Origin of the sequence: Pseudomonas sp. IT-P171, from assembly GCF_949767765.1 — a bacterium.
Classification (GTDB): Bacteria; Pseudomonadota; Gammaproteobacteria; order Pseudomonadales; family Pseudomonadaceae; genus Aquipseudomonas; species Aquipseudomonas fluorescens_B.
The window spans coordinates 178,085-203,938 of record NZ_CATKQN010000060.1; the positions used below are offsets into that span (position 1 = coordinate 178,085).

Sequence of the window (25,854 nt, forward strand, 5' to 3'; positions counted from 1 at the left end):
TGATCTCCACAACAAAAAACCAAGGGAATGAGTCGCCATGCAAGCCGAATTGATTGTCGATGCCCGAAACGGGGTCGGTGAAAGCCCGGTCTGGGTTCCTGAGGAAAACGCCCTGTACTGGGTCGACATTCCCGCCGGGGGCCTGCAACGCTGGAGCGCCGAAACCGGCCGTGTCGAGGCCTGGACCGCACCGGAAATGCTCGCCTGCATCGTGCGAAGCCCTGACGGCGGTTGGGTCGCCGGGATGGAAAGCGGATTCTTTCGCCTTCACACGCACAACGATGGCAGCCTTGACAGTGAATTGCTGGCGCACGTCGACCATTCCCGCACCGACATGCGCCTCAATGATGGTCGTTGTGACCGTCAGGGGCGTTTCTGGGCCGGCAGCATGGTGCTAAACATGGGCGCCAATGCGGCCGACGGCGCGTTGTATCGCTACAGTGCCGGACAGCGCGGGCCGCTCGGCGCGCAACTGGGTGGATTCATCGTGCCCAATGGCCTCGGCTTCAGCCCGGATGGCCGCACGATGTACCTGTCGGACTCGCATCCCTCGGTCCAGCAGATCTGGGCTTTCGACTACGACATCGACAGCGGCACGCCGTCCAGCCGGCGGCTGTTCGTCGATATGCATCAGTTCCCTGGCCGCCCCGACGGCGCCGCAGTAGACGCCGATGGCTGCTACTGGATCTGCGCCAACGACGCTGGGCTGATTCACCGTTTTACTCCCGACGGTCGTCTTGATCGTTCCCTCGCCGTACCCGTGAAAAAACCAACCATGTGCGCCTTCGGTGGCAGTCGACTGGACACGCTGTTCGTGACCTCGATCCGCCCCGGTGACGACCACGACCCACAGTCACTGGCCGGGGGCGTGTTCGCCCTTGAACCCGGTGTAAAGGGATTGCCGGAACCCGTTTTCAACCACTGACTGAAACGCTCGTATCGCTGGTGAACATGACGCCAACCTTGCTCGAACTCAACGACGGACTCACCCTCCTCACCCTCGCCCCCGAACTCGGTGCGAGCATCGTCAACTGGACCGTGCGCAGTTCGGGTCAGCCGCTGTTGCGCCACAGCGACGCTCACGCGCTCAACACCGGCCTGCCGGGCAAGCTCGGATGTTTTCCGCTGGTGCCATGGTCGAACCGCATTTCCGACGGTGGTTTTGATCGCCCGGATGGCTGGCTCGCGCTCGAGCCCAACAGCCTCACTGATCCGCTGCCGATTCATGGCAGCGCCTGGCAGCAGCCGTGGCAGGTGGTTTTGCAAACGCAGGATGAAGTCGTGCTGCAACTCGACAGCACCACACCGTTCGCGTATCGCGCCCGGCAGCGTATCCATCTGAGCAACGGCAAACTGAGCATCGAATTGCACGTCTCGCATCTGGCCGAACGCGCTGCGTGGCATGGCTTGGGATTGCACCCGTATCTGCCGCGCACCGCTGGCACGCGGTTGCAGGCAAAAGCCGGGCAAGTCTGGTTATGCGACGCGGCCAAACTGCCCACACGGCTCAGCACATTGCCGGCCGACTGGGACTTTCAGCAACTCAAGGCCTTGCCCGGCACGCTGGTCGACAACGGATTCTGCCAATGGGATGGCCACTGCCTGATCCAGCAACCCGACCTCGGTTATGAACTGGAATGCCAGGCCAGCGGCAGCGATTACTACTTGCTCTACTGCCCGGTGGACCTGGCGTTTTTCTGCATCGAACCGGTGAGCCATCCGGTCAATGCGCACCACTTGCCCGGCCGGCCGGGATTGGTGTTGCTGGAGCAGGATCAGTCCGCTGAACTGGCTTTCAGCATGCAGTACCGCGCCTACCCCAATAGCTGACTCAGCACTGCGCGCAACTTGCCGGGTTTCACCGGTTTGTTCAGCAGCGGCGCGTCGAGTCGTTGCAACGAGCGTCGGCACTGGTCCGTGCGGTCGGCGGTGATGATCACCGCCGGAATGGTCTGGCTGAAATGCTCGCGTAGATGCCGGACCACCTCACACCCCACCACCCCGTGATCGAGGTGGTAGTCCGCCAGGATCAGTTCCGGCGCCTGGCCCTGCAACGCGGCCAGTGCCGAGGTTTCGTCGGTGGCGACGACCACTTCGCAGCCCCACTGCCCGAGCAATGCGCTCATGCTTTGCAGAATGCTCACCTCATTGTCCAGCACCAGCAACCGCCGGCCCGGCAACGGATTTCCGGTCCCCGACTGGGGCGCCGCGAGGCTGATGGGTAACGGAATCTCATGGGAGATCGGCACCTCAATGCTGAACATCGAGCCGCGTCCCGGCAGCGAATGCACCTGGATCCGGTAGTCGAGGATCTTGGCGATGCGCTCGACGATGGCCAGCCCCAGCCCCACACCTTTGCGGTCGGCGGCGCGGCCGACGTCCAGTTGATTGAACTCGAGGAAAATCGAGTCGAGGCGATCCGCCGGTATCCCGCGCCCGGTGTCCCAGACTTCCAGGCGCAGCCTGTCACCCCGCCGCCGGGCCCCGAGCAGAATGCTGCCTTCGTCGGTGTAGCGGCAGGCGTTACTGAGGAAGTTGCGCAGGATACGGGTCATCAGCCGCAGGTCGGTGCGAATGGCGAAATCGCCCATGTGCACGCGCAAACGCAACCCGGCCGCATCGGCCACTGACCGGAACTCGGACGCCAGCGGCCCGAGCAATTCATCGAGGCGGTACAACGCGACATCCGGTTTGACCGCGGCCTGATCGAGCCGGGAGATGTCGAGCAAATCGGTAAGCAAGTCTTCCGCCCCTTCCAGGGCCTGATGCGTGCGCTCGACCAGCACCTGTTCGACGTCCGGCAGTTTGCGTTCACGCAAGGTCGAAATCAGCAAACGCGCGGCATTGAGCGGTTGCAGCAGGTCGTGACTGGCGGCGGCGAGGTATTTGTCCTTGCTGCGATTGGCGGCCTCGGCGGCGTCCCGGGCATCGCGCAAAGCCTCGGCGATCTGTTTACGCTGGGTGATCTGTTGCTGCAGGTTGCGATTGGCTTCGAGCAATTCGTCGGTGCGCGCAGTGACGCGCTGCTCCAGTTCGTCATTGAGCTGTTGCAGCCGTTGCTGCGCCTGTTTGCGTTCAGTGATGTCGGCGACAAAACCCTCCACCAGCGCCTCTTGATCAGGCTTGAGCAGCAGGTTCATCAGCACATCGAGGCTGCTGCCATCCTTGCGCCGCAACTGGGTTTCATAACCGTGCAGACTGCCCTGATGCCGGAGGATCTCACCGATGTTTTCCAGTTCCCGCGCACCGCCGACAAACAGGTTACTTGCCAGATCCGCCAGGGAAAACAGCACGTCCTGAGGGTTTTCATAGCCGAGCATCCGCGCCAGCGCCGGGTTGGCGGCGCGCATACCTTCGAGCAGGCTGGCCTGGAAGATCCCGTGCACCGCATTTTCGAACAGCCACTTGTAACGATTACGCTCGGCTTCGAGCTCGTCGAGGCGCGCGGCGAGTTCCGGGTAATGGCTCTTGCGCGCCGAGTGACTGCCTAATCCGAGTAACCCCGCCAGCGCCCGTTGTTGCTCGTCAGAGGGCTTCGCCATAGACGACCTCGACATCGCGCTGACTGGATTCGCGTGGGTTGGTCAGGATGCACGGGTCATGCATGGCGTGTTGCGACAGGAACGGGATGTCCGCCGTGCTGACGCCATGCAAACCAAGGGTTTCATGGAAGCCAATCGCATGTTTCAACGCGATCAGATGCTCAACCAGACGCCCGCAGATCTGCCGGTGATTGAGGCCACGGCAATCAATGCCGAACGTCTCGGCAATCACCTTGAACCGTTCCGGCGCGGAGCTGTAATTGAAGGCCACCACGTGCTCCACCAGTACCGCGTTGCACAGCCCATGGGGCAAGTCGAGGAAGCCGCCAAGGCTGTGGGACATGGCATGCACCGCGCCGAGGATCGCGTTGGAGAACGCCAGCCCGGCCTGCATGCTGCCGAGCATGATTTTTTCACGCAGGGCGATATCGCTCGGGTTGGCGATCATCTGCACCAGGTTGCCGTTGATCAGGCGCATCGCTTCCAGCGCATGCGGGTCGGTCAAGGGGCCGTGACCGGTGGACACAAAGGCTTCGATGGCGTGCACCAACGCGTCGATGCCGGTACAGGCCGACAGGAACGGGTCCATGCTCAGGGTGGTTTCCGGGTCGATCAGCGACACGTCCGGCACCACCGCTTTGCTGACGATGGAGAACTTCATGCGTTCTTGCTGGTTGGAGATGATCACGAATTGCGAGACGTCCGCCGAGGTGCCGGCGGTGGTCGGGATCAGGATCAGCGGCGGGCTGGGCACGCGGATGGTGTCCACCCCTTCGAACTCGAGGATGCTGCGCCCGTGAGCGACAACAATGCCGATGCCTTTGCCGCAATCCATCGGGCTGCCGCCACCGACGGCGACGATCACGTCACAGTGGTTTTCCCGGTACAACTCGGCGCCGAGCATGACTTCCTCGACCCGTGGGTTGGGCGAAACATCGCTGTAGAGGAAGTAATCGATGCCCAGGGCTTGCAGGCTGGCCTCGACATCCGCGACCCAACCGGCGGCGATCACGCCAGGATCGCTGACCACCAGGACCTTGCGGGCACCAAAGGTCTTGGCGTAGTTGCCGACGTTGTGCCGGCAACCGGCACCAAAGATGATTTCAGGTGAAACGAATTTACGCAGCTGGCTGAGACTCTGGCTCATTGGAAAGCCTGTTTTTTTATTGTTTTGAAAGGTAAACCCACACTACCCCATCCGGCTGCGAATGCAATCAGACCAATGGGTACACCGCAGATCCCTGTGGGAGCGAGCCTGCTCGCGATGGGGGCGGCACATTTAACATCTGTATTGCCTGACAAACCGCTATCGCTAGCAGGCTAGCTCCCACAGGGATTTGTGTCGCTGTATTCATCCGCGATAGATCAAGCGCGAGGCCTTTTCATTGCGCAACGTCAGGTGTTCCATGCCCTGCCCCGGTGCATCGGCTTCCTCGCGAGCCTTGAGGATCACGCCGTGGTGCGGCGACTTGCTGCACACCGGGTCGGCATTGGCGGCGTCACCGGTCAACATGAACGCCTGGCAGCGGCAGCCGCCGAGATCCTTGTGCTTTTCATCACAGGAGCGGCACGGCTCCTTCATCCAGTCATCACCACGAAAGCGGTTGAAGCCGAAAGAATCAGTCCAGATGTGCTCGATGCTGTGTTCACGCACATTCGGAAACGTCACCGGCAACTGCCGGGCGCTGTGACAGGGCAACGCCGTGCCGTCCGGGGTGATGTCGAGAAACAGATTGGCCCAGCCGTTCATGCAGGTCTTGGGCCGTTCTTCGTAGTAATCCGGGGTGACGAAGATCAGCTTGCACGGATGGCCCTGCGCCTCAAGCCGCTCACGGTATTCGTTGGTGATGCGTTCGGCGCGCTGCAATTGCTCGCGGGTCGGCAACAGGCCCACGCGGTTGAGCTCGGCCCAGCCATAGAACTGACACGTGGCCAGTTCGACGAAATCCGCTTCCAGCTCAAGACACAGGTCGATGATCTTCGCGATCTCGTCGATGTTGTGCCGATGGGTGACGAAGTTCAGCACCATCGGATAACCCTGGGCTTTCACCGCGCGCGCCATGGCAAGCTTCTGCGCGAAAGCCTTGCGCGAGCCGGCGAGCATGTTGTTGACCGCTTCGTCGGCGGCCTGGAAGCTGATCTGGATATGGTCGAGCCCGGCGACTTTGAAATCATGGACTTTCTGCTCGGTCAAACCGATGCCCGAGGTGATCAGGTTGGTGTAGTAACCCATGTCCCGTGCGGCTTTTATCAGCTCCGCCAGGTCCTGGCGCACCAACGGCTCGCCACCGGAAAAGCCCAGTTGCGCAGCGCCCATTTCGCGGGCCTCGCGGAACACGCGAATCCATTCTTCGGTACTCAACTCCGCGCCTTGCTGGGCGAAATCCAGTGGATTGGAGCAATACGGGCATTGCAGCGGACAACGATAAGTCAGCTCCGCCAACAGCCACAGCGGCGGTCCCGGGCGCGAATCATTCGATCCAGAATTGAGCATGGGCCACCTCCAGAAACGCCAGCACGTCCTCGTCGATCCCCGGCACACCGGGAAAACTCGCGGAGAGTAAATCAATGATCGCCGCCACACTGCGTTGACCGTCCAGCAGATCGAGAATCTGCCCGGCGCTGGCGTTGAGTTTGATCATGCCTTCGGGGTACAGCAGCACATGGCAGTCCTGACGCGGCTCCCACTGCAAGCGGAAACCCTGGCGCAACGTCGGCGCCTGCGCACGGTTGATCAGGCTCACAGCGCAATCCCCCGATGCCAGACGCGTTCGGTCGTCACCGTGTGATACGGCGGGCGTTGCAGCTCGTAAGCCATGCTCATGGCATCGAGCATGCTCCACAGCACGTCGAGCTTGAACTGAAGGATTTCCAGCATCCGCTGCTGGCCTTCGACGGTGACGTAATGCGCCAGGGTGATGCGCAAACCGTGCTCGACATCACGCCGCGCCTGACTCAGGCGCGTGCGGAAATAGTCGTAGCCGGCGACGTCAATCCACGGGTAATGCGTGGGCCAGGCATCGAGCCGCGACTGGTGGATCTGCGGCGCGAACAGCTCGGTCAGCGAACTGCTGGCCGCTTCCTGCCAGCAGGCGCGCCGGGCGAAATTGACGTAGGCGTCCACGGCGAAACGTACGCCGGGCAATACCAGTTCCTGGGACAGGATCTGTTCGCGATCCAGGCCCACCGCTTCACCGAGGCGCAGCCAGGCTTCGATGCCGCCTCCGCTGCCGGGCGCGCCGTCGTGGTCGAGAATCCGCTGCAGCCATTCGCGGCGCACGTCGCGGTCCGGGCAGTTGGCCAGGATGGCGGCATCCTTGAGCGGAATGTTGATCTGGTAGTAAAAGCGATTGGCGACCCAGCCCTGGATCTGCTCGCGAGTGGCGCGTCCGGCGTACATGGCTTGGTGGAAAGGATGATGGATGTGGTAGTACGCACCTTTGGCGCGCAGGGCGGCTTCGAATTCGGTGGGGGTCATTGGGGTGTCAGTCATTGCGGTTCTCCGGGAATATGCGGTGTCTGGTCTGGCCCCATCGCGAGCAGGCTCGCTCCCACAAGGGATCTGCGGTGTACACAAACCTGCTCGCGATGAGGCCATCAGCTACAGCTCAATACTCATGCCATCGAACGCGACCTCAACGCCCCGCCGCTCCAGCAACGCCCGCTCAGCCGAGTCTTCATCGAGGATCGGATTGGTGTTGTTGATGTGGATCAGCACCTTGCGCTGGCGGCTGAAACCCTCCAGCACTTCAAGCATGCCGCCCGGTCCGCTTTGCGGCAGGTGGCCCATTTCACTGCCCAGGCTCTGGCCGACTTCACACACGCGCATCTCGTCATCGCGCCACAACGTACCGTCCAGCAACAAACAATCGGCACGTTGCATCCAGCTCAGCACCTCAGCGTCGATCTGGCCCAGGCCCGGGGCATAGAACAGCGACCCGCCCGTGCGCAGGTCTTCGATGAACAGGCCAATGGTGTCGCCCGGTTGCGGATTGCCGCGATTGGGCGAATACGGCGGCGCGTTGCTGACCAATGGAATCGCCCGAAACTGCAAATGGCTGCACGCCGCGATAGTGAACGGCTCGCGGTCAAGCCCCACGGGTTGCCACTGCAAGCCGCCGTTCCAATGCTTGAGCATGGTGAACAACGGGAAACCGCTGCTCAGGTCTTCATGAACCCGCTCGGTGCACCAGACCGAATGCGGGCAACCTTCGCGCAGGCTCAACAGGCCGGTGCAATGGTCGATCTGGCTGTCCATCAGGACCACGCCGGCAATCGCCGTGTCGCGCAAGCGGCGGGCCGGTTGCAACGGCGCGAAACTCTCGAGTTGCGCGCGAATGTCCGGGGACGCATTGCACAGCACCCAATCCACACCGTTTTCGCTCAGGGCAATGGAAGACTGCGTGCGTCGTTGCGCGCGCAGGCTGCCATTGCGCATACCGGCGCACTGGCGGCAGTTGCAGTTCCACTGCGGAAAACCACCGCCAGCGGCGGAACCGAGAACCCGAATGTACATGGGCGATGCTCCAGAAGGCAGGCCCGGCCAACGCAGCGGCTGGCCGGGTGGACGATCAACGGTTGGCGAAATACATCGTCACTTCGAAGCCAATGCGCAGATCGGTAAACGCGGGTTTAGTCCACATGGGTCATTCCTCTTCTTGTGCCGGACGATTCCGGTAAAGCCATTAATGCACGGGGCGGCAGGCGCCCGAATGCTACTTTCGAAGGAGGTTGTGGGGTGCGTTGGTAGGGGGTATGGCGGGGAGTTCAAGCACACACAAACCAATGTGGGAGCGAGCCTGCTCGCGATGGCGGCGTGACAGTCAACATCAATGTTGAATGTACTGGCCTCATCGCGAGCAAGCCCGCTCCCACAGGGGGATTGTGGTGTTCTTGCGGGGGTTAGAAGAACCCGAGCGGATTGATGTCGTAGCTCACCAGCAGGTTTTTGGTCTGCTGATAGTGATCGAGCATCATCTTGTGGTTTTCACGGCCGACACCGGATTTCTTGTAGCCACCGAACGCAGCGTGCGCCGGGTACAGGTGGTAGCAATTGGTCCAGACACGCCCGGCCTTGATCGCCCGGCCCATACGGTACGCACGGTTGATGTCGCGGGTCCACAGGCCGGCGCCGAGGCCAAATTCGCTGTCGTTGGCAATCGCCAGGGCTTCGGCTTCGTCCTTGAACGTGGTGATGCCCACCACCGGACCAAAGATTTCTTCCTGGAACACGCGCATCTTGTTGTGCCCCTTGAGCAGGGTCGGCTGGATGTAGTAACCGGTCGACAAGTCGCCTTCGAGCCGCTCGGCCGCGCCGCCGGTGAGCAGTTCGGCGCCCTCCTCCTGGGCGATTTTCAGGTACGAGAGGATCTTGTCGTATTGCTGCTCCGACGCCTGGGCGCCGACCATGGTTTCGGTGTCCAGCGGGTTGCCGCGCTTGATCTTGACGATCTTTTTCATCACCACTTTCATGAAGTCGTCGTAGATCGATTCCTGCACCAGCGCTCGCGATGGGCAGGTGCAGACTTCGCCCTGGTTGAAGAAGGCGAGCACCAGGCCTTCGGCGGCTTTCTCGATGAACTGCGGCTCGGCGTTCATGATGTCTTCGAAGAAGATGTTCGGCGACTTGCCGCCCAGTTCGACGGTGCTTGGAATGATGTTCTCGGCCGCACATTTCATGATGTGCGCACCAATCGGGGTGGAACCGGTGAAGGCGATCTTGGCGATGCGCTTGCTGGTGGCCAGCGCCTCACCGGCTTCGCGACCGAAACCTTGCACGATGTTCAACACACCGGCCGGCAGCAGGTCGGCGATCAGTTCGGCGAAGATCATGATCGACAACGGCGTTTGCTCGGCCGGTTTGAGCACGACACAGTTACCGGCCGCCAGGGCCGGGGCGAGTTTCCACGCGGCCATCAGCAGCGGGAAGTTCCACGGAATGATTTGCCCGACCACGCCCAGCGGTTCGTGGAAATGATAGGCGGTGGTCAGCTCGTTGATCTCGGCGGCGCCGCCTTCCTGCGCGCGAATGCAGCCGGCGAAGTAGCGGAAATGGTCGGCGGCCAGCGGCACGTCGGCATTCAGGGTTTCGCGCACGGCCTTGCCGTTGTCCCAGGTTTCGGTGACGGCGAGGATTTCCAGATTCTGCTCGATGCGATCAGCGATTTTCAGCAGCACCAACGAGCGGTCCTGCGCTGAGGTTTTGCCCCAGGCATCGGCAGCGGCGTGAGCGGCGTCGAGGGCCTTGTCAATGTCGGCGGCGCTGGAGCGCGGGAACTCGGCGATCACTTCACCGGTGACCGGCGAGGTGTTGGTGAAGTATTCGCCATTGACTGGCGCGACGAACTCGCCACCGATGAAGTTGCCGTAGCGCGCCTTGAACGTGACGACGGCGCCTGGTGTTCCGGGTTGTGCGTAGATCATGGTGAGCCTCTGTCTGGGTCGATGCCTGTCGGGCAAACAGGCGATGAACCGATAGTAGAGAGCCCCGCGTGCCGAACGAATGCGCCGTTGGCAGGGGGGTTCTCGTTATTTGGTAGTAGTCGCCGCCGGGTCAGCAGGCTTTTGTGGCGAGGGCGCTTGCTCCCGCTGGAGTGCGAAGCGCTCCCGAACCCAGACGGATTTACGACTGCTTCGCAGCCGAGCGGGAGCGAGCTCCCTCGCCACAGGTACGTCATTACCCCAGGGTTGTGGTGGTTGGGTCAGTGTTTGGCGACCAGGTCTTTCGGCAACTTGAACGTCCAGAGCATGCCGCCCTGGTTGAAGTCCTTGATGCGCTTGGCCACTTCACCACCCCACAGCGGAACAGCACCGCCCCAACCGGACAGCACCGAGACGTACTGCTCGCCATCCATTTCCCAGGTCACGGGCGAACCCAGCACGCCGGAGCCGGTCTGGAATTCCCAGACTTTCTCGCCGGTCTTGGCGTTGAATGCCTGGAGGAAACCTTCCGGCGTGCCGGTGAATACCAGGTTGCCCTTGGTGGTCAGCACCCCGCCCCACAGCGGCGCGAAGTTCTTGTGACGCCAGACTTCCTTGCCGGTTTTCGGGTCGATGGCGCGCAGCACGCCGATGTAGTCTTCGTTCAACGGCTTGATGGTGAAACCGGCACCGAGGAACGCCGCGCCTTTCTTGTAGGCAATGCCTTCGTTCCAGATGTCCATGCCCCATTCGTTGGACGGTACGTAGAACAGCCCGGTGTCCTTGTTGTAGGCCATCGGCATCCAGTTTTTCGCGCCGAGGAACGCCGGTGCGACGAACACCGAACTGCCTTTGGCTTCAGTGCCCGGTGCGCCAGGACGGCTGGCCTCGTTGTAGATCGGCCGGCCCTCTTTATCGAGCCCGGTGGCCCAGGTGATCTTGTCCACGAACGGGAAGCCGCGAATGAATTTGCCGTTGGTGCGGTCCAGCACGTAGAAGAAACCGTTACGGTCGGCAGTTGCCGCCGCTTTGATTTCCTTACCGCCTTCGGTGTAGTTGAACGAGACCAGCTCGTTCACGCCGTCATAGTCCCAACCGTCGTGGGGCGTGCTCTGGAAGTGCCATTTGATCGTGCCGTCGTCAGGGTTCAGCGCCAGACGTGACGAGGAATAAAGGTTGTCGCCAGGACGCAGGTGCGAGTTCCACGGCGCAGGGTTGCCGGTGCCGAACAGCAACAGATTGGTTTCCGGGTCGTAGTAACCGCCGAGCCAAGGTGCCGCGCCGCCGGTTTTCCACAGATCGCCCGGCCAGGTCTTGCCCGCTTCGCCACCGGAAATGCCGTTCTCCACGGCTTTGCCGTCCTTGTAGACATAACCCATGTGCCCTTCGACGGTCGGGCGACTCCACAGCAAGTCGCCGTTTTTCGGGTCATAGGCTTCAATCTTGCCGACCACCCCGAACTCGCCACCGGCCACACCGGTAATCAGCTTGCCGTTGATCACCAGCGGCGCTGCGCTGATGGAATAGCCTTCCTTGTGGTCGGCGACTTTCTTGCTCCAGACGACTTTGCCGGTGTCTTTGTTCAGCGCCACGAGTTTGGCGTCGAGGGTGCCGAAGAACACCAGGTCGCCGTACAGCGCCACGCCCCGGTTGATCACGTCGCAGCACGGGCGGATGTCATCGGGCAGGCGCGCATCGTATTGCCAGAGCTTCTTGCCGGTGCGCGCGTCCACCGCAAACACCCGCGAGTAGGAACCGGTCATGTACATCACGCCGTCCTTGATCATCGGCTGTGCTTGCTGACCGCGTTGTTTTTCGCCGCCGAAGGAGAAGGCCCAGACCGGCCGCAAATCCTTCACGTTGTTGACGTTGAGGGTGTCGAGCGGGCTGTAGCGCTGACCCTGGACGCCCAGACCGTTGGTGACGATCTGCTCCGGGTTCTTGGGGTCCTGGAGAATGTCCTGGTCGGTGACGGCGGCCAATGCCGTGCCGGACAACAGCATGGCACTGAGCAACAGGCTCAAGACGAAGGGTTGGCGACGTGCGGGTTGGGTCATGACGGCTGCCTCTGCGGTTTTTGTTATACCCGGGAAATTTTCCCGGTCTGGTGCAGATTCTTGGGCGCCGCCGCCCTTGCAACAATTGCCCGCAGTGCGGAGATTGCTAGTTCCTTAGTAGCGGGTCGGAGGAGATGAACACCGGTTTTTGTGATCGACACCAGTTCCCTGTGTGCGAGCCTGCTCGCGATGAGGGCCTGACAGTCGATATCTTTATTGACTGCTACACCGCTATCGCGAGCAGGCTCGCTCCCACAGGGTTGCGTGTTTTCACTTGGTTGCGGCGGAATCGACTCGGGGCATTTGTGCACGCTCGTAGCGCGGGTAGAGATGACTGACGCTGCGAATCAGCTCATAGCGACTCAGGCTGATACTGGCGAACCGTTCAGGGATGGGACTGCGGATCATCTCGCCCATGTCGCTGCCATTGGCCGCGCCATCACGCATCAGTTGATCGAGCCAGCCCAGGTAATCGCGCATTTGCTCGAAGGGTTTTGCGTCCGTGGCGACCGGGCCGTGGCCGGGGACGATGAGCGTCCACGGCAAGCCTTGCAGCGTCGCAATGTCCGCCAGCCACACCGACAAACCCGGACTGTTGGGCGTGGTCAGCGCCCGTTGATAAAACACCAGATCCCCGGCAAACAGCACGCCGGTTGTCTGGTCGAGAATAGCCAGATCAGCGCCCGTGTGCCCACCCAGGCTCAGCAGACGCAGATCGTGATTCCCAAAAGTTCGCACGCCCGGCGTCAGCGTCTCGGTCGGCAACACCACTTCGGTGCCACGCATCCAGTCGCCCACCAGTCGGTACATGTTCTCGGCCATGGCATCGCCCTGCTGTTTCAACAGCTCGACTGTACCGCCCAACGCGCCAATCGGTACGTCGCTGAAGGCCTGATTGCCCAGCACATGATCGGGATGATGATGGGTCAGCAGCACCTGGATCACCGGTTTGTCGGTGGTCGCGGCAATCGCTTTGCGCATCGCTTCGCCGTATCGCCTGGACGGCCCGGTGTCGACCACCACCACGCCGCGTTCGGTGACGATGAACGCGGTGTTGACGATGTTGCCACCGTTGTCCTTGGCGAAATTGTCGGTGCTGCCTTCCAGCAGCCAGGTGTCTGCGGCGATCTGCCGGGGCTTGAGTGAATAGTCGAGATCAGCCAACGCAGGAAGGCTCAGGCTCATTAACAACAGCAGCATCCAGCGCATCACGCGCTCCTTTGAGTCAGGGTATGGCCGCATCAAACTGGTTGCCGCTGTTGTCGCGCAGCAACAAGCGCGTCTGCCCTGCCCCTTCAATGTCGAACGCCAGGCTGGGGTTTTCGCTGACGGCGGGAAACAGTTCGAGGCGGGCCAGCAACCGGTCGTTGTGATCGCGCAACTCGGCATGGTTGATGAAGAATTCCGGGATACCGCTGACCATGCCGTTGTCCATCGGATGCGCCACCTGCAAGCGCAAGCGGCTGTATTCGCCACGCGGGTAGCGCCCGCCGATGACTTCGCCAATGTGTTCTTCCCAACCCGGCTGGGTGCGCACCACGCTGGGCGCCGTGCAGCCGCCGCCCGCCGCATCGATCAGGGTCGAGCCGACATGCCACAATCCATCGCGGGTCAGCACCGCTGCACGCAACGGCGTGGCTTGTTCGACACGAATGCGGATCGACAGCCACGGCAGCACGCGATCCAGCGGTTGAAAATCGACAATTTTCGGCAACGGATTAAGCTCGGCCCAGGCAAGGATTTTTACCACCTCGCCCTTGAACGCCCGGGCGTCGATTTCCAGCGGCACTTGCCGGGCATCTTCGGCGAACGGCGGCGCCATCAGCTTGACCCGCTCGTCGAACACGAACGGCGCATCGCCAAGCATTTGCTTGTGATAGAAGGCCCACATCACCGACGGCACCGGGTCTTTACCCGGTTCGATGACTGCCGCGTGCGCGGCGAAGGGTAGCCAGCAGGCCAACAGGCAAAACGCGCTCCAGTTCACTGTTGATACATCTCCGGCACGTCATAGCGCAGGCCGTAACGGGCATAAATGGCTTTGACCGAGCCTTCACGGATCAGGGTTTCCAGGGTTTCTTCCACGGCATAGGCCAATTGACGATTGCTTTCGTGCACCGCCATGCCGATTTCCCAGAGTTGCTTGCCCATGTTCGGATAGGCGTTTTCCGCCAGCGCGAGTTGCGGGTCCGCCGCCTCGTGAACCTGCCAGTCGATCTCGCCGCGCATCGCCATGACCGCGTCGACTTCACCGGCCTTCATGGCCGCGAACGCCTGTGGCACACCGGGATAGTGGCGGGTTTTGCCGGCGAGCATGCCGCTGAACACCGAGGTCAGGTAGAACGACGGCACGCTGTCGACCTCGACGCCAATCGGGTGGTGCTCGAACACCGCGACGCTGCCCACCGACTCCAGCCGGCGGCGGTCATACGCGACCTGCCATTGCTCGTTCTGGTACGGACCGAACATCACCACATGGCCGTTTTCCAGCTCGCCCAGTTCGTTGCGCTTGCGCGCGTAATCCTGGTCATAGGGCACGCGCATCATCAGGTCGGCCAGTTGCAGATCGTGCAACTGGCTGGCGCGCCAGATGTAGTCGCGCAGGTCGTCGTCGAGCTTCTCGCCGGCAGGCGCCCAGATCAGTTTCAAGTGAACGCCAAGGGCTTTGGCCAAGGCCTCGGCCAGTTCGACATCCACACCACGGGGCTGGCCGGCGTCTTCGAAACTGTAGGGAGCAAAGTCTTTGTAGACCGCCACCTTCAGCTCCCCGGCAGCGATCATTTCGTCATAGGTACGAATCTGCGCCTGCACCACCTGGCAGCACAGCAGCACAGCGCTGATCAACACAGCGAGCAGGCGCATGCATTACTCCTCGACGTGAACGCTGTCCAGGTAAGTGCGCACAGCCCACAGGGCTTCCTGACTCAGGTAATCAGCCATCTTCGGCATGTACACCCGGCCATCCCTCACGGCGCCGTGGCGGACCCGTTCGACGAACCATTCATCACCGGCCTCGCCGACGTCGAGCATGCGCAAATCAGGGGCGATGCCGCCAGATTTCGCTTCCAGACCATGACAGGCCGCGCAGTTCTGGTTGTAGGCCGATGAGCCGATTTCGACGGCTTTATCGTGCTCGGCTGTCGTACGGTAAGGGTTTACTGCCGCCCAGCCATCGCCATCAACCTGCACGCCGGCGTCCTTGATCGGGGTCAGTCCCTTGGTTTCGACGGCTTGTGGCACCACGTTGCCGTGGGCCCAGACCGAACCTGCACTGATAAAGCCGGCCAGCAGTCCGGCAACGAGCAAGGCGTTGCGTTTTGTTGTCATTGTTATGCCCTCAGGATTGCACGCAAAACCTCTTGGCAGAGGCTATGGCAACCATCTTAGGAAGCGTTTCACGCAAGCCCCATGCTGCTTTGGTGGCCGCCGTCCAGTACCTTGGTAGTAGGGCTTGTGGCGCACACCCAAATCAGGTGCCGCATGGGAAATATTCCCGGCAACAGCGGGACTTTTTCCGTATTCGCCACCCCGTCGTACACACCACCCTGTGCAGGCCAAAACCTCCACTGGGAACTGCAACCATGACAATAAGATCGCTACCCGCCCTTTCCCCTTTGACCCTCGCCGTGCAAGCCTTTTTGCTGGTGAGCAGCCTGACCCTGAGCGCTGCCGGCCAAGCCGCGACCGAACCCGCGAAGCCGACACACAACGTGAGCTGGGAAGACATTGCCAACGATCACCTGACCACCAAGGATGTTCTGCAATACGGTATGGGCACCAACGCCCAGCGCTGGAGCCCGTTGGCCCAAGTCAACGACAAGAACGTATTCAAACTGACGCCCGCCTGGTCCTATTCATTCGGCGATGAGAAGCAGCGCGGCCAGGAATCCCAGGCGATCGTCAGTGACGGCGTGGTGTACGTCACCGGTTCGTACTCGCGGGTATTTGCCCTCGATGCCAAGACCGGCAAGCGCCTGTGGACCTACAACCATCGCCTGCCGGACAACATTCGTCCGTGCTGCGATGTGGTCAATCGCGGGGCGGCGATCTATGGCGACAAAATCTACTTCGGCACCCTCGACGCGCGCCTGATCGCGCTGGACAAGAACACCGGCAAAGTGGTGTGGAACAAGAAATTCGGCGACCACGCCGCCGGCTACACCATGACTGGCGCCCCGGTGCTGATCAAGGACAAGACCAGCGGCAAGGTACTGCTGATTCATGGCAGTTCCGGCGATGAGTTCGGCGTGGTCGGGCAACTGTTTGCCCGCGACCCGGACACCGGCGAAGAAGTGTGGATGCGGCCTTTCGTCGAAGGCCACATGGGTCGTTTGAACGGCAAGGACAGTACCCCGACCGGTGACGTCAAGGCGCCGTCCTGGCCGAACGATCCGACCACCGAAACCGGCAAGGTCGAAGCCTGGAGCCACGGCGGCGGCGCCCCTTGGCAGAGCGCCAGTTTCGATCCGGAAACCAACACCATCATCGTCGGCGCCGGCAACCCTGGCCCGTGGAATACCTGGGCGCGCACCTCCAAGGATGGCAACCCGCACGATTACGACAGCCTCTACACCTCGGGCCAGGTCGGCGTCGACCCGAGCACCGGCGAGGTGAAATGGTTCTACCAGCACACCCCGAACGATGCCTGGGATTTCTCCGGCAACAACGAGCTGGTGCTGTTCGACTACAAGGACAAGGACGGCAAAGCGGTCAAGGCCACCGGCCACGCCGACCGCAACGGTTTCTTCTACGTCGTCGACCGCAACAACGGCAAATTGCAGAACGCCTTCCCCTTCGTCGACAACATCACCTGGGCCAGCCACATCGACCTGAAGACCGGGCGGCCGGTCGAGAACGAAGGCCAGCGTCCGGCGAAACCGCTGCCGGGCGAAACCAAAGGCAAACCGGTTGAAGTGTCGCCGCCGTTCCTCGGTGGCAAGAACTGGAACCCGATGGCTTACAGCCAGGACACCGGGCTGTTCTACATTCCGGGCAACCAGTGGAAAGAGGAATACTGGACCGAAGAGGTCAACTACAAGAAAGGCTCGGCGTATCTGGGCATGGGTTTCCGCATCAAGCGTATGTACGACGATCACGTCGGCACCTTGCGCGCGATGAACCCGACCACCGGCAAAGTGGTGTGGGAGCACAAGGAACCCCTGCCATTGTGGGCCGGCGTGCTGGCGACCAAGGGCAACCTGGTGTTCACCGGCACCGGCGATGGTTTCTTCAAGGCCTTCGACGCGAAAACCGGCAAGGAGCTGTGGAAGTTCCAGACCGGCAGCGGCATCGTCTCGCCGCCGATCACCTGGGAACAGGACGGCGAGCAGTACATCGGCGTGACCGTCGGGTATGGCGGTGCGGTGCCGTTGTGGGGCGGCGACATGGCCGAGCTGACCAAACCGGTGGCTCAGGGCGGGTCGTTCTGGGTGTTCAAGATTCCGAGCTGGGATAGCAAGGTGGCGAAGAAGTAACACGCCTCCCCCCTGTAGTCACAGGGGGCTTGCCTGTATTCAGCAAGCCCTTCTGTGGCGAGGGAGCTTGCTCCCGCTGGGTCGCGAAGCGGCCCCTCCATACTTCAGCAATACCGGGTTGTCTGGGTTTGCGACTGCTTCGCAGTCGAGCGGGAGCAAGCTTCCTCGCCACAGGAACCTGCCTGGCCACAGTTTTGTGTATCCCGCCGCCTCTCCATTCCGAGGACCTGCCATGAACTATCTACCTTTGATACTGTTGCTGACTGCACTTCCGGCTTACGCCACCGATGACGGCGAAGACACCCCGTTGATCATCAACGGCTGCACCATCGCCGAACACAGCCCCTGCCCCGGCGCCAATCTTAAAGGCGCCAACCTGAGCAATCAGGACCTGCGCAACATGAACCTCAGCGGCGCTGACCTGCGCGATGCCGACTTGCGTCACGCCCGCCTCGACCTCGCCAATCTGGAAAAAGCCCAGCTGCAAGGCGCCAACCTGACCCGGGCCAGCCTGCAACAGAGCAACCTGCGTCTCGCCGATTTCACCGGCGCGACGCTGATGGCGATTCAGGGTTGGGGAATGTTCGCCCAAGGCGCGCAATTCGAAGACGCCAACCTCAGCGGCGCCTATCTGCAATTCGCCCGGCTCTCCGGGGCCAGATTGCACAACGCCAACCTGCGGGCGGCCGACCTGGAGATGACCTGGCTGAGCAAGGCTGATCTCAAAGGCGCGGATCTTAGCGATGCCAATTTGCAGGAGTCCAAGTTTGGCGAAAGCAACCTGGAGCAGGCGAACCTCAATGGCTCGCGCCAGCATTATGCGAATTTTCAGGATGCGAATATGGAGGGTTGCAGCGGCTGCCCGACGACGTGGAATAAGTGAGACCCGAATCGACAATGCAACACAGACCTCCTGAGAGAGCGAGCCTGCTCGCGATGACGGTATGGCAGCCAATATCAATGTTGAATGTTACGCCCTCATCGCGAGCAGGCTCGCTTCCACAGGGTCTTGCCGTGGATTGAATCATCTCGCCACCCGCACCACCCCCATATCAATCCCCAAATGCACCAGCTCGGCGTGGGAACTGACCTGCAATTTGCTCTTGAGCAAGGTCAGGTGATTGGAGACAGTCTTGCTGCTGATGCTCAACTGCTCGGCAATCAACCGGGCCGGGGTGCCTTTGGCGAGCATCACGAAAATCTCCAGTTCACGCTGGGTCATGCTCTGCAAACGCGGATCACTGGCGTCCTGCTGCGGATGACAGACCAGTTGAGTGGCCAGCGGTTGTTCGATGTACGCGTGGCCGGCGAGGATGCGCCGCACAGCCTCGATCAATACATCCGGCGCCGAGCTTTTGGTCAGGTAGCCCGAGGCGCCCGCGTCCAGCGCCTGGCGCACCAACGGCAGCTCATCGTGCATGCTGAAAAACAGCACGCGCAATTGCGGCAGGCGCTGTCGCAGGCGGCGCGTGGTTTCCAGCCCGCTGATCCCCGGCAAGCCGAAATCCATGATCACCAGATTCGGCACGGCTTCCTGAACCTTGGTCAGCGCCTCTTCACCCGTTGCGGCTTCACGCACTTCCATCGCCGGCAACAACGCGCGCAACAAACTCGCGTAGCCCTGACGGACCACCGCATGGTCATCCACCAGCAGAATATTCATGACGCCTCCAAAGGCATGCTCAAGGCCAGCGCCCAACCGGCGCCGGGGTGGCTGATGATGCGTAGCTCGCCGCCCAGACTGCGGGCGCGCTCGAACATCGAATACAAACCGACGCCCGGTCGCTGTGGCGGGTGCGCACCGCAACCGTTGTCACGCACCAGCAAGCGCAACCGCCCGCCACGGTGGTGCAGGCGCACCCGCACTTCACTGGCACCGGCGTGGCGGGCGACGTTGGTCAAGGCTTCTTGCAACAGGCGGTAGAGATGGGTCTTGTCCGGTGCGGACAACGACGGCAAGTGCGCGCTGACCCGTAACCGGCAATCGATCCCTTGTCGGGCTTGCCAGTGTTCCACCAGCAACCCGAGGGCTTCGGCCAGTGGCAGGTGTTGCAACACCACCGGGTAGAGGTCGTGAACCAACGCTCTGAAACCGTGTTGAAGGTGTTCGCAGTTGTGCTCCAGCTCACGCACCGTGCGCTCAACGGTGTCGGGTTGATCGGCGACCAACCGCAACAGACAGGCCTGAGCCCGAATCCCCGCCAGGTATTGACCGAGGTCGTCGTGCAGGGTCTGCGCCAGATGGGTGCGTTCCTGTTCCTGCACCGCCAGCAAGGTCTGGGTCAGTTGCGTGTTGTCGGCGCATGCCTGTTCCAGCGCTTCGGTCATGCGGTTGAAATGCGTCGCCAGTTGCTGCGCTTCCGGCAGTCCTTGCGCACGCAATCGCACCTTGAGCTGGCCGCCGGAGACCTGCCGCAACGCGCGCAGCAACTCGTCGAGCAGGCCCATGCCCCGGCGCACGGCCCAGCGAATGGTCAACAGACTCAACAACAACGCCAGACCGCACAGGCTCAGTAATTGCTGGAGGGAATCCCAGACTTCATCGATTTCATCCCGTGGGTCGACCGCGATCTGCACGCGTCGGCCATCCTGCAAATCCAGGACCCGCGCGTGGTGTCGGGCCTCGGCAAACAGCAATCGCCCGAGCCAGGCGTCGAGCCCGTCCTGCGTCGGCAGTTGTACCGCCTCGCCCGGTTCGAGCCAGCGCACCCGTACGTGACGCAGACTTTGCGTCAGCCGTGGTTGCAGGCTGACGGGATCACGCTCGGCAGTTTCGCTCAAGTATTCGACCACCGCCTCGGCGGATTGCAGCTCACGCTCCACATCCGCCAGCGCCTGGTGCACCAGCAAGCCCATGCACGCAAAGGTGACCAGGGCGAAGAATCCGCAGACCCAGAGGTTGATCCGCCATAGCGCTGACATGCCTAGCGCCCCGGTGTCGCGGGCAAAACCTGCAGCGACGCGGGGCGCGGGCTGTGGAGCTTGTCGACGCCGATCAGACTCAGGATCAGCAGTAACGGCAGGAGCAGCGCTTTGAGAATACGCATGGTCGATCTCCTCCAGAGTGATGGCCGTTGTTGTCCATGCTAAAACCGCGCCGCCCTCGGCGAGTTACTACCTTGGTACTGCCTCACTGGTACTTTCTGCATATTTCATCCTGTCCTCAGGCTTCCTATGCTGGCGCTAACCCTCGTGGAGTGCCTTATGCGCCAGCTTGCCCCTTACGCCCTGATCTACGTGCTGGCGATTGCCTGCGCCGCCGGGCTGGCGACCCAGAGCCAGGCGGCCGACGCGCCCTTGCAGGTGCAGATCGGCTACCTGGGTTATCGCCCTGATCCGGGACCGTTGCTGTCCAACGTGATTCCCGAGCCGGTCGATGCCGGAGGGCGTGGCGCCGAGCTGGCGATCACCGACAGCAACAGCACCGGGCGCTTTCTCAACCACAGTTACAGCCTGTCCAGCGCCAACGTCGACAGTCCCGAGGCCTTGCTTGAAGCCGCCAAGACTCAGCACGCGCAAGGTCTGCGCCTGTTTGTGGTGAACGCGCCAGTGGCCAGCCTTCGCCAACTCAGCGCCGCACTGCCCGACAGTTTGCTGTTCAACGCCGGCAGCCCGGATGACAGCCTGCGCACCACCGACTGCTTGCCGAACGTGCTGCACACGCTGCCGAGCCGGGCGATGCTGGCCGATGCGCTGGCGCAGTTTCTGGTGGTGCGCAAATGGCAACGGGCGCTGCTGATCGTCGGCCCGACCGCTGACGATCAAGCCTATGCCGCCGCCCTGCGCCGCTCGGCGAAGCGCTTCGGCGTGCAACTGGTCGCAGAAAAAGCCTGGAGTTTCGATAACGACCAGCGCCGCAGCGCCCAGGCCGACATGCCGCTGTTCACCCAGACTGCCGAGTACGACGTGGTGCTGGTGGCCGATGAACGCGGCGACTTCGGCGAATACGTGCCCTACCAGACCTGGTATCCGCGCCCGGTGGCCGGCACTCAAGGCCTGACCCCGGTGGGTTGGCACAAGACCGTGGAAACCTACGGCGCCGCCCAATTGCAAAAGCGCTTCGAAGCCATGGCCGGGCGCTGGATGAACGACCGCGACTTTGCCGCGTGGATGGCCGTGCGCAGCATCGCCAGTGCAGTGAGCAAATTGCGTCAGACCGATCCGATGGCGATCCGCACGCTGGAAATCAGCGATCAATTGCCACTGGATGGTTTCAAGGGTCGCAAGCTCAGTTATCGCCCGTGGAACGGCCAGTTGCGCCAGCCGATCCCCATCGTCCAGCCCCGGGCGCTGGTCAGCACCTCGCCGCAGGACGGCTTTCTGCACCCTTTCAACGAAATGGACAGCCTCGGTTACGACAAGCCCGAAGTCAGCTGCCGCTTTCCCTGATCTTCCACAACAACGACAACAATAAGGAATCTGCCATGCGCCGCACCCTGCTTTCATGCGCCCTGCTGCTCGCTGCCGGGCATGCCGTGGCCAGCACCGCCTGGGTCTCGAACGAGAAAGACAACAGCCTCAGCCTGATCGACATGCAGACCTTGCAAGTCACCGACACCCTGCCGGTCGGCCAGCGCCCGCGCGGTCTGTTGCTGTCCCACGACAGCAAGCTGCTGTACATCTGCGCCAGCGATTCGGACCGGGTTCAGGTAATGGACGTCGCCACGCGCAAGATCATCAAGGAACTGCCTTCAGGCAAGGACCCCGAGCAATTCGCCCTGCACCCGAACAATCGCTGGCTCTACGTTTCCAACGAGGACGATGCTTTGGTGACAGTGATCGACACCGAGACTTCCAAGGTGCTGGGCCAGATCAACGTCGGCGTCGAACCCGAAGGCATGGCGGTCAGCCCCGACGGCAAATGGGCGGTAAACACCAGCGAAACCACCAACATGCTGCACTGGATCGACACCAGCACCCAGACCCTGGCCGACAGCACGCTGGTGGATCAGCGACCGCGTTTCGTCGAGTTCGCGCCCGATGGCAAACAACTTTGGGCCTCGGCTGAAATCGGCGGCACCGTGACCATTCTCGACGTCGCGACCCGCCAGGTGCTCAAGACCTTGAGCTTCCAGATCAAAGGCGTGCACCCGGACAAGGTGCAGCCGGTGGGCATCAAACTCAGCGCCGACGGCAAGTACGGTTTCGTCGCGCTTGGCCCGGCCAATCATGTGGCGGTGATCGATGCCAAAACCTTCGAGATCCTCGATTATCTGCTGGTCGGCCGCCGCGTCTGGCAGATGGCGTTTACCCCGGATCAGAAGCAATTGCTGGCAACCAATGGTGTCAGCGGCGATGTGTCGGTGATCGATGTCGACAGCCTCAAAGTGAGCAAATCGGTGAAGGTCGGGCGTTATCCGTGGGGCGTGGTGGTGACGCCATGAACGCGCTGGAAGTCAGCGACCTGAGCTTTGCCTATGGCGCGCGCGAGGCGTTGCGCCAGGTGAGTTTCTGCCTGGAGCCGGGGCGTTTCGCGGCGCTGCTGGGGCCCAACGGGGCAGGAAAATCGACCCTGATCGCACTGCTCACCCGGCTCTACGATTTGCAGCGTGGCGATATCCGCGTCGGCGGTTGTTCACTGCGTAACGCGCTGCGCCCGGCGCTGAGACAACTGGGTGTGGTGTTTCAGCAAAGTACCCTGGACCTGGACCTCAGCGTCGAGCAGAACCTGCGGTATCACGCCGCGCTGCATGGGATGTCGCGCCGCCAGACCAGCCTGCGGGTCGACGCCGAACTGGCGCGGCAAACGCTGACCGAACGCCGGCGCGAGCGGGTGCGCGAACTCAATGGCGGACATCGTCGCCGGGTGGAAATCGCCCGCGCGCTGCTGCATGAGCCACGTCTGTTATTGCTCGACGAGGCCAGCGTCGGCCTCGATCCGGCCAGTCGCCTGGCGCTCAATCAACACATCCGCAATTTGTGCCGCGAGCAACACATCAGTGTGCTCTGGACCACCCATTTACTGGATGAAGTACAGCCCAGCGATGATTTGCTGATTCTTCACCAAGGGCATTTGGTGGCCAGCGGACAAGCCGATGCACTGAGCCTGGAACACGGCGGCGACCTCGGCTCCGCCTTCGCTCGCCTGACCACCTCCGGAGCCGCCCGATGAATGCTTACTGGCAATGTTTCAGCGGCATCGTGCTGCGCGAATGGCTGCGTTTTGTGTTGCAGCGCACGCGGTTTCTCAGTGCGCTTGTCCGGCCGTTGCTGTGGCTACTGGTGTTCGCCGCCGGTTTTCGCGCGGCCCTGGGCATTGCCATTATCGAGCCCTACGACACGTACATCCCGTATGAGGTCTACATCATCCCTGGCCTGGCCTGCATGATTCTGCTGTTCAATGGCATGCAAGGTTCATTGTCGATGGTCTATGACCGGGAAATGGGCAGCATGCGCGTACTGCTAACCAGCCCCTTGCCCCGGACCTTTCTGCTGTGCAGCAAATTGTTGGCGACGTCGTTGATTTCGCTGTTGCAGGTGTACGCCTTTCTGGCGATTGCCTGGGTGTACGGCGTGCAGCCACCGGCCATGGGACTGTTGATCGCCCTGCCGGCGTTGTTGCTGGTCGCGTTGATGCTCAGCGCGCTGGGGTTGTTGCTGTCGAACGCCATCCGCCAGTTGGAGAACTTCGCCGGGGTGATGAACTTCGTGATCTTCCCGCTTTTTTTCCTGTCCTCGGCGCTGTATCCGCTGTGGAAGATGCGTGAGTCCAGCGAGTGGTTGTATTGGCTGTGCGCCGTGAACCCGTTCACCCATGCAGTGGAGCTGGTGCGGTTTGCGCTGTATGAACGCTTCAATCCGTTGGCGCTGATAGTGTGCGCGGGGTTTACGCTGGTGTTCGCGCTGCTGGCGGTACTGACCTTCAACCCGCAGCATGCAGCCTTGCGCAAAGCCAACTGACAAAACCGTCGCTCCCACAGGGGATTCGTGTTGAACACGGGGGAAAATTACTACTTTAGTACTGGTTTTCCTGTCTATCGTCGCATTCCCAACGCACCGAGACTGGCATGTAATGGGTTCATAACTATAAGGATTGAACCCCATGCCGCGTGCCCGACGTCGTCTGCTACGCCCTTCTCTCGCTGCGCTGTCGCTGGGCCTGCTGCTGGGCGCGGCACAGGCCGAAACACCGCTGTTCTCCGCCGAAGGCTATCGCATCGGCCTTTACCGCAGTCCGACCCCGAATCAACTGCAAGGCGCGTCCATCATCGATACGCCGGCCCTGCAAACCCTGCTCACCCAGACACCACGTCCGGTGCTGATCGACGTCTATCGCCGTCAGTGGCTGCAAGGTCGCTTCATCGAAGACCAGCCCCATGAGAACCTGCCCGGCAGTCATTGGCTGGCCAATACCGGCGATGGCGACCTGACGCCCGACTGGCAGGGCTATTTTGCGCGTAACCTGAACACATTGACCGCGGGCGACCTTGCGCGACCGCTGGTCTTCTACTGCCGCTCCGACTGCTGGTTGAGCTGGAACGCGGTCAAACGTGCCGCCGCCTTGGGCTATAAGACTCTGTATTGGTATCGCGACGGCCTGGATGCGTGGCAAGCGGCAAACCTGCCCGTGGCGCCCGCCCGGCCCGAACCCTTTCCGTGACCTTTACGCGTGCGTGTTGTTGCCACACCATAATCAAAATAATGAGGTGAAAGGCTATGTACAAAATTCTGATTGCCGACGATCACCCGCTGTTTCGCGAAGCGATTCATAACGTCATCAGCGACGGGTTCCCGGGCAGCGAGGTCATGGAAACCGCCGACCTCGACAGCGCCCTGGCGCTGACTCAGGAACATGACGACCTGGACCTGATTTTGCTCGACCTGAACATGCCCGGCATGCACGGCCTCAATGGCCTGATCAACCTGCGCAACGAGGCGCCGACCATTCCGGTGGTGATCGTGTCCGCCGAGCAGGACAAGCAGATCGTGCTGCAAGCCATCACCTATGGTGCGGTGGGCTTCATCACCAAATCCTCGCCGCGGGTGCAAATGACCGAGGCGATCCAGCAGATTCTCAACGGCAATGTCTACCTGCCGCCGGACATCATCCGCACGCAGAAAAGCGGCACCCACCGCCGGATGAACGATAACCCGAGTTTCCCTCCGGAACTGCTCCAGGCCCTGACGCGCAAACAGTTGCTGGTGCTGGAACGCATGACCAAGGGCGAGTCGAACAAACAGATCGCCTACACCCTGGAAATCGCCGAAACCACGGTCAAGGCCCACGTCTCGGCGATCCTGCGCAAACTCAACGTGCACAACCGGGTGCAGGCGATCCTGAGTGCCGGGGATATTGATTTCGGGTCTTATCTGCGGCGTTGAATGTCGGGATTACCAATCTCTGTGGCGAGGGAGCTTGCT

Annotated in this window: 26 protein-coding genes; 10 read left to right on the forward strand and 16 right to left on the reverse strand. The window is 61.7% G+C overall.

Annotated elements, in window-relative coordinates; all coding sequences use genetic code 11:
- Positions 1–37: 37 nt before the first annotated feature.
- Entirely contained in the window at positions 38–925 is an 888-nt protein-coding gene (locus ACM6I5_RS29875) for an SMP-30/gluconolactonase/LRE family protein (protein ID WP_414885240.1), read from the forward strand.
- A 26-nt stretch (positions 926–951) separates the two neighbouring features.
- Positions 952–1,830 (forward strand): aldose 1-epimerase, encoded by an 879-nt coding sequence (locus ACM6I5_RS29880; protein WP_017339442.1) that lies wholly within the window; start codon positions 952–954, stop codon positions 1,828–1,830.
- Here the strand turns inward: ACM6I5_RS29880 and ACM6I5_RS29885 are convergent.
- The 13 genes from ACM6I5_RS29885 to pedF form a co-directional block, all read right to left on the reverse strand.
- Positions 1,815–3,542: a NahK/ErcS family hybrid sensor histidine kinase/response regulator gene (locus tag ACM6I5_RS29885; RefSeq protein WP_414885241.1), complete on the reverse strand. Its 1,728-nt coding sequence runs from the start codon at positions 3,540–3,542 to the stop codon at positions 1,815–1,817. The two genes, ACM6I5_RS29880 and ACM6I5_RS29885, sit on opposite strands and share 16 nt — an antisense overlap.
- Positions 3,526–4,689, reverse strand: coding sequence for an alcohol dehydrogenase-like regulatory protein ErcA (ercA, locus tag ACM6I5_RS29890; protein ID WP_017339444.1), 1,164 nt, complete (start codon positions 4,687–4,689; stop codon positions 3,526–3,528). The genes ACM6I5_RS29885 and ercA overlap by 17 nt, the downstream gene beginning before the upstream one ends.
- 204 nt (positions 4,690–4,893) lie before the next feature.
- Positions 4,894–6,036 (reverse strand): pyrroloquinoline quinone biosynthesis protein PqqE, encoded by a 1,143-nt coding sequence (gene pqqE, locus ACM6I5_RS29895; RefSeq protein WP_017339445.1) that lies wholly within the window; start codon positions 6,034–6,036, stop codon positions 4,894–4,896.
- Positions 6,014–6,286, reverse strand: a complete 273-nt coding sequence (pqqD, locus tag ACM6I5_RS29900) for a pyrroloquinoline quinone biosynthesis peptide chaperone PqqD (RefSeq protein WP_017339446.1) — start codon at positions 6,284–6,286, stop codon at positions 6,014–6,016. Before pqqD ends, pqqE begins: the two co-directional genes overlap by 23 nt.
- Complete coding sequence (pqqC, locus tag ACM6I5_RS29905; protein ID WP_414885242.1) at positions 6,283–7,035, reverse strand: pyrroloquinoline-quinone synthase PqqC; 753 nt, start codon at positions 7,033–7,035, stop codon at positions 6,283–6,285. Before pqqC ends, pqqD begins: the two co-directional genes overlap by 4 nt.
- Before the next feature lie 108 nt (positions 7,036–7,143).
- Entirely contained in the window at positions 7,144–8,058 is a 915-nt protein-coding gene (pqqB, locus tag ACM6I5_RS29910; RefSeq protein ID WP_414885243.1) for a pyrroloquinoline quinone biosynthesis protein PqqB, read from the reverse strand.
- Positions 8,059–8,113: 55 nt separating this feature from the next.
- Positions 8,114–8,185, reverse strand: coding sequence for a pyrroloquinoline quinone precursor peptide PqqA (gene pqqA, locus ACM6I5_RS29915; RefSeq protein ID WP_003253598.1), 72 nt, complete (start codon positions 8,183–8,185; stop codon positions 8,114–8,116).
- A 259-nt stretch (positions 8,186–8,444) separates the two neighbouring features.
- Positions 8,445–9,965, reverse strand: a complete 1,521-nt coding sequence (locus ACM6I5_RS29920) for an aldehyde dehydrogenase family protein (RefSeq protein WP_052909709.1) — start codon at positions 9,963–9,965, stop codon at positions 8,445–8,447.
- Between the two features lie 278 nt (positions 9,966–10,243).
- Entirely contained in the window at positions 10,244–12,019 is a 1,776-nt protein-coding gene (locus ACM6I5_RS29925) for a PQQ-dependent methanol/ethanol family dehydrogenase (RefSeq protein WP_017339451.1), read from the reverse strand.
- A 270-nt stretch (positions 12,020–12,289) separates the two neighbouring features.
- Complete coding sequence (locus tag ACM6I5_RS29930) at positions 12,290–13,228, reverse strand: quinoprotein relay system zinc metallohydrolase 1 (RefSeq protein ID WP_414885244.1); 939 nt, start codon at positions 13,226–13,228, stop codon at positions 12,290–12,292.
- Between the two features lie 16 nt (positions 13,229–13,244).
- A complete protein-coding gene (locus ACM6I5_RS29935) occupies positions 13,245–14,006 on the reverse strand; it encodes a quinoprotein dehydrogenase-associated SoxYZ-like carrier (RefSeq protein ID WP_414885245.1) in 762 nt (253 codons plus the stop codon).
- Complete coding sequence (locus tag ACM6I5_RS29940; protein WP_017339454.1) at positions 14,003–14,881, reverse strand: substrate-binding periplasmic protein; 879 nt, start codon at positions 14,879–14,881, stop codon at positions 14,003–14,005. Before ACM6I5_RS29940 ends, ACM6I5_RS29935 begins: the two co-directional genes overlap by 4 nt.
- A gap of 3 nt (positions 14,882–14,884) precedes the next feature.
- Positions 14,885–15,346, reverse strand: a complete 462-nt coding sequence (gene pedF / locus ACM6I5_RS29945; RefSeq protein WP_017339455.1) for a cytochrome c-550 PedF — start codon at positions 15,344–15,346, stop codon at positions 14,885–14,887.
- A 254-nt stretch (positions 15,347–15,600) separates the two neighbouring features.
- Between pedF and exaA the strand changes: the two genes are divergently transcribed.
- Both exaA and ACM6I5_RS29955 read left to right on the forward strand, forming a co-directional pair.
- Positions 15,601–17,493 (forward strand): quinoprotein ethanol dehydrogenase, encoded by a 1,893-nt coding sequence (gene exaA, locus ACM6I5_RS29950; protein WP_414885246.1) that lies wholly within the window; start codon positions 15,601–15,603, stop codon positions 17,491–17,493.
- A gap of 232 nt (positions 17,494–17,725) precedes the next feature.
- Positions 17,726–18,376, forward strand: a complete 651-nt coding sequence (locus ACM6I5_RS29955) for a pentapeptide repeat-containing protein (protein ID WP_414885247.1) — start codon at positions 17,726–17,728, stop codon at positions 18,374–18,376.
- A gap of 141 nt (positions 18,377–18,517) precedes the next feature.
- Here the strand turns inward: ACM6I5_RS29955 and ACM6I5_RS29960 are convergent, their stop codons facing one another.
- From ACM6I5_RS29960 to ACM6I5_RS29970, 3 genes are read right to left on the reverse strand one after another with little or no spacing between them, the layout of a single operon-like run.
- Entirely contained in the window at positions 18,518–19,156 is a 639-nt protein-coding gene (locus tag ACM6I5_RS29960; RefSeq protein ID WP_017339458.1) for a response regulator transcription factor, read from the reverse strand.
- Entirely contained in the window at positions 19,153–20,415 is a 1,263-nt protein-coding gene (locus ACM6I5_RS29965) for a histidine kinase (protein ID WP_414885248.1), read from the reverse strand. The genes ACM6I5_RS29960 and ACM6I5_RS29965 overlap by 4 nt, the downstream gene beginning before the upstream one ends.
- Positions 20,416–20,417: 2 nt before the next feature.
- Positions 20,418–20,540, reverse strand: a complete 123-nt coding sequence (locus ACM6I5_RS29970; RefSeq protein WP_017339460.1) for a hypothetical protein — start codon at positions 20,538–20,540, stop codon at positions 20,418–20,420.
- Positions 20,541–20,697: 157 nt separating this feature from the next.
- Between ACM6I5_RS29970 and ACM6I5_RS29975 the strand changes: the two genes are divergently transcribed.
- From ACM6I5_RS29975 to ACM6I5_RS30000, 6 genes are all read left to right on the forward strand, one after another.
- Positions 20,698–21,882, forward strand: coding sequence for an ABC transporter substrate-binding protein (locus ACM6I5_RS29975; RefSeq protein ID WP_414885249.1), 1,185 nt, complete (start codon positions 20,698–20,700; stop codon positions 21,880–21,882).
- Between the two features lie 35 nt (positions 21,883–21,917).
- Entirely contained in the window at positions 21,918–22,877 is a 960-nt protein-coding gene (locus ACM6I5_RS29980) for a YVTN family beta-propeller repeat protein (RefSeq protein WP_414878462.1), read from the forward strand.
- On the forward strand, positions 22,874–23,605 hold the full coding sequence (locus tag ACM6I5_RS29985; protein WP_414885250.1) for an ABC transporter ATP-binding protein: 732 nt from the start codon (positions 22,874–22,876) through the stop codon (positions 23,603–23,605). The genes ACM6I5_RS29980 and ACM6I5_RS29985 overlap by 4 nt, the downstream gene beginning before the upstream one ends.
- Positions 23,602–24,393: an ABC transporter permease gene (locus ACM6I5_RS29990; protein WP_414885251.1), complete on the forward strand. Its 792-nt coding sequence runs from the start codon at positions 23,602–23,604 to the stop codon at positions 24,391–24,393. The genes ACM6I5_RS29985 and ACM6I5_RS29990 overlap by 4 nt, the downstream gene beginning before the upstream one ends.
- A 142-nt stretch (positions 24,394–24,535) precedes the next feature.
- Positions 24,536–25,093: a PQQ-dependent catabolism-associated CXXCW motif protein gene (locus ACM6I5_RS29995; RefSeq protein WP_414885252.1), complete on the forward strand. Its 558-nt coding sequence runs from the start codon at positions 24,536–24,538 to the stop codon at positions 25,091–25,093.
- Positions 25,094–25,149: 56 nt separating this feature from the next.
- Positions 25,150–25,815, forward strand: a complete 666-nt coding sequence (locus tag ACM6I5_RS30000) for a response regulator transcription factor (RefSeq protein WP_017339466.1) — start codon at positions 25,150–25,152, stop codon at positions 25,813–25,815.
- Positions 25,816–25,854 lie beyond the last annotated feature (39 nt).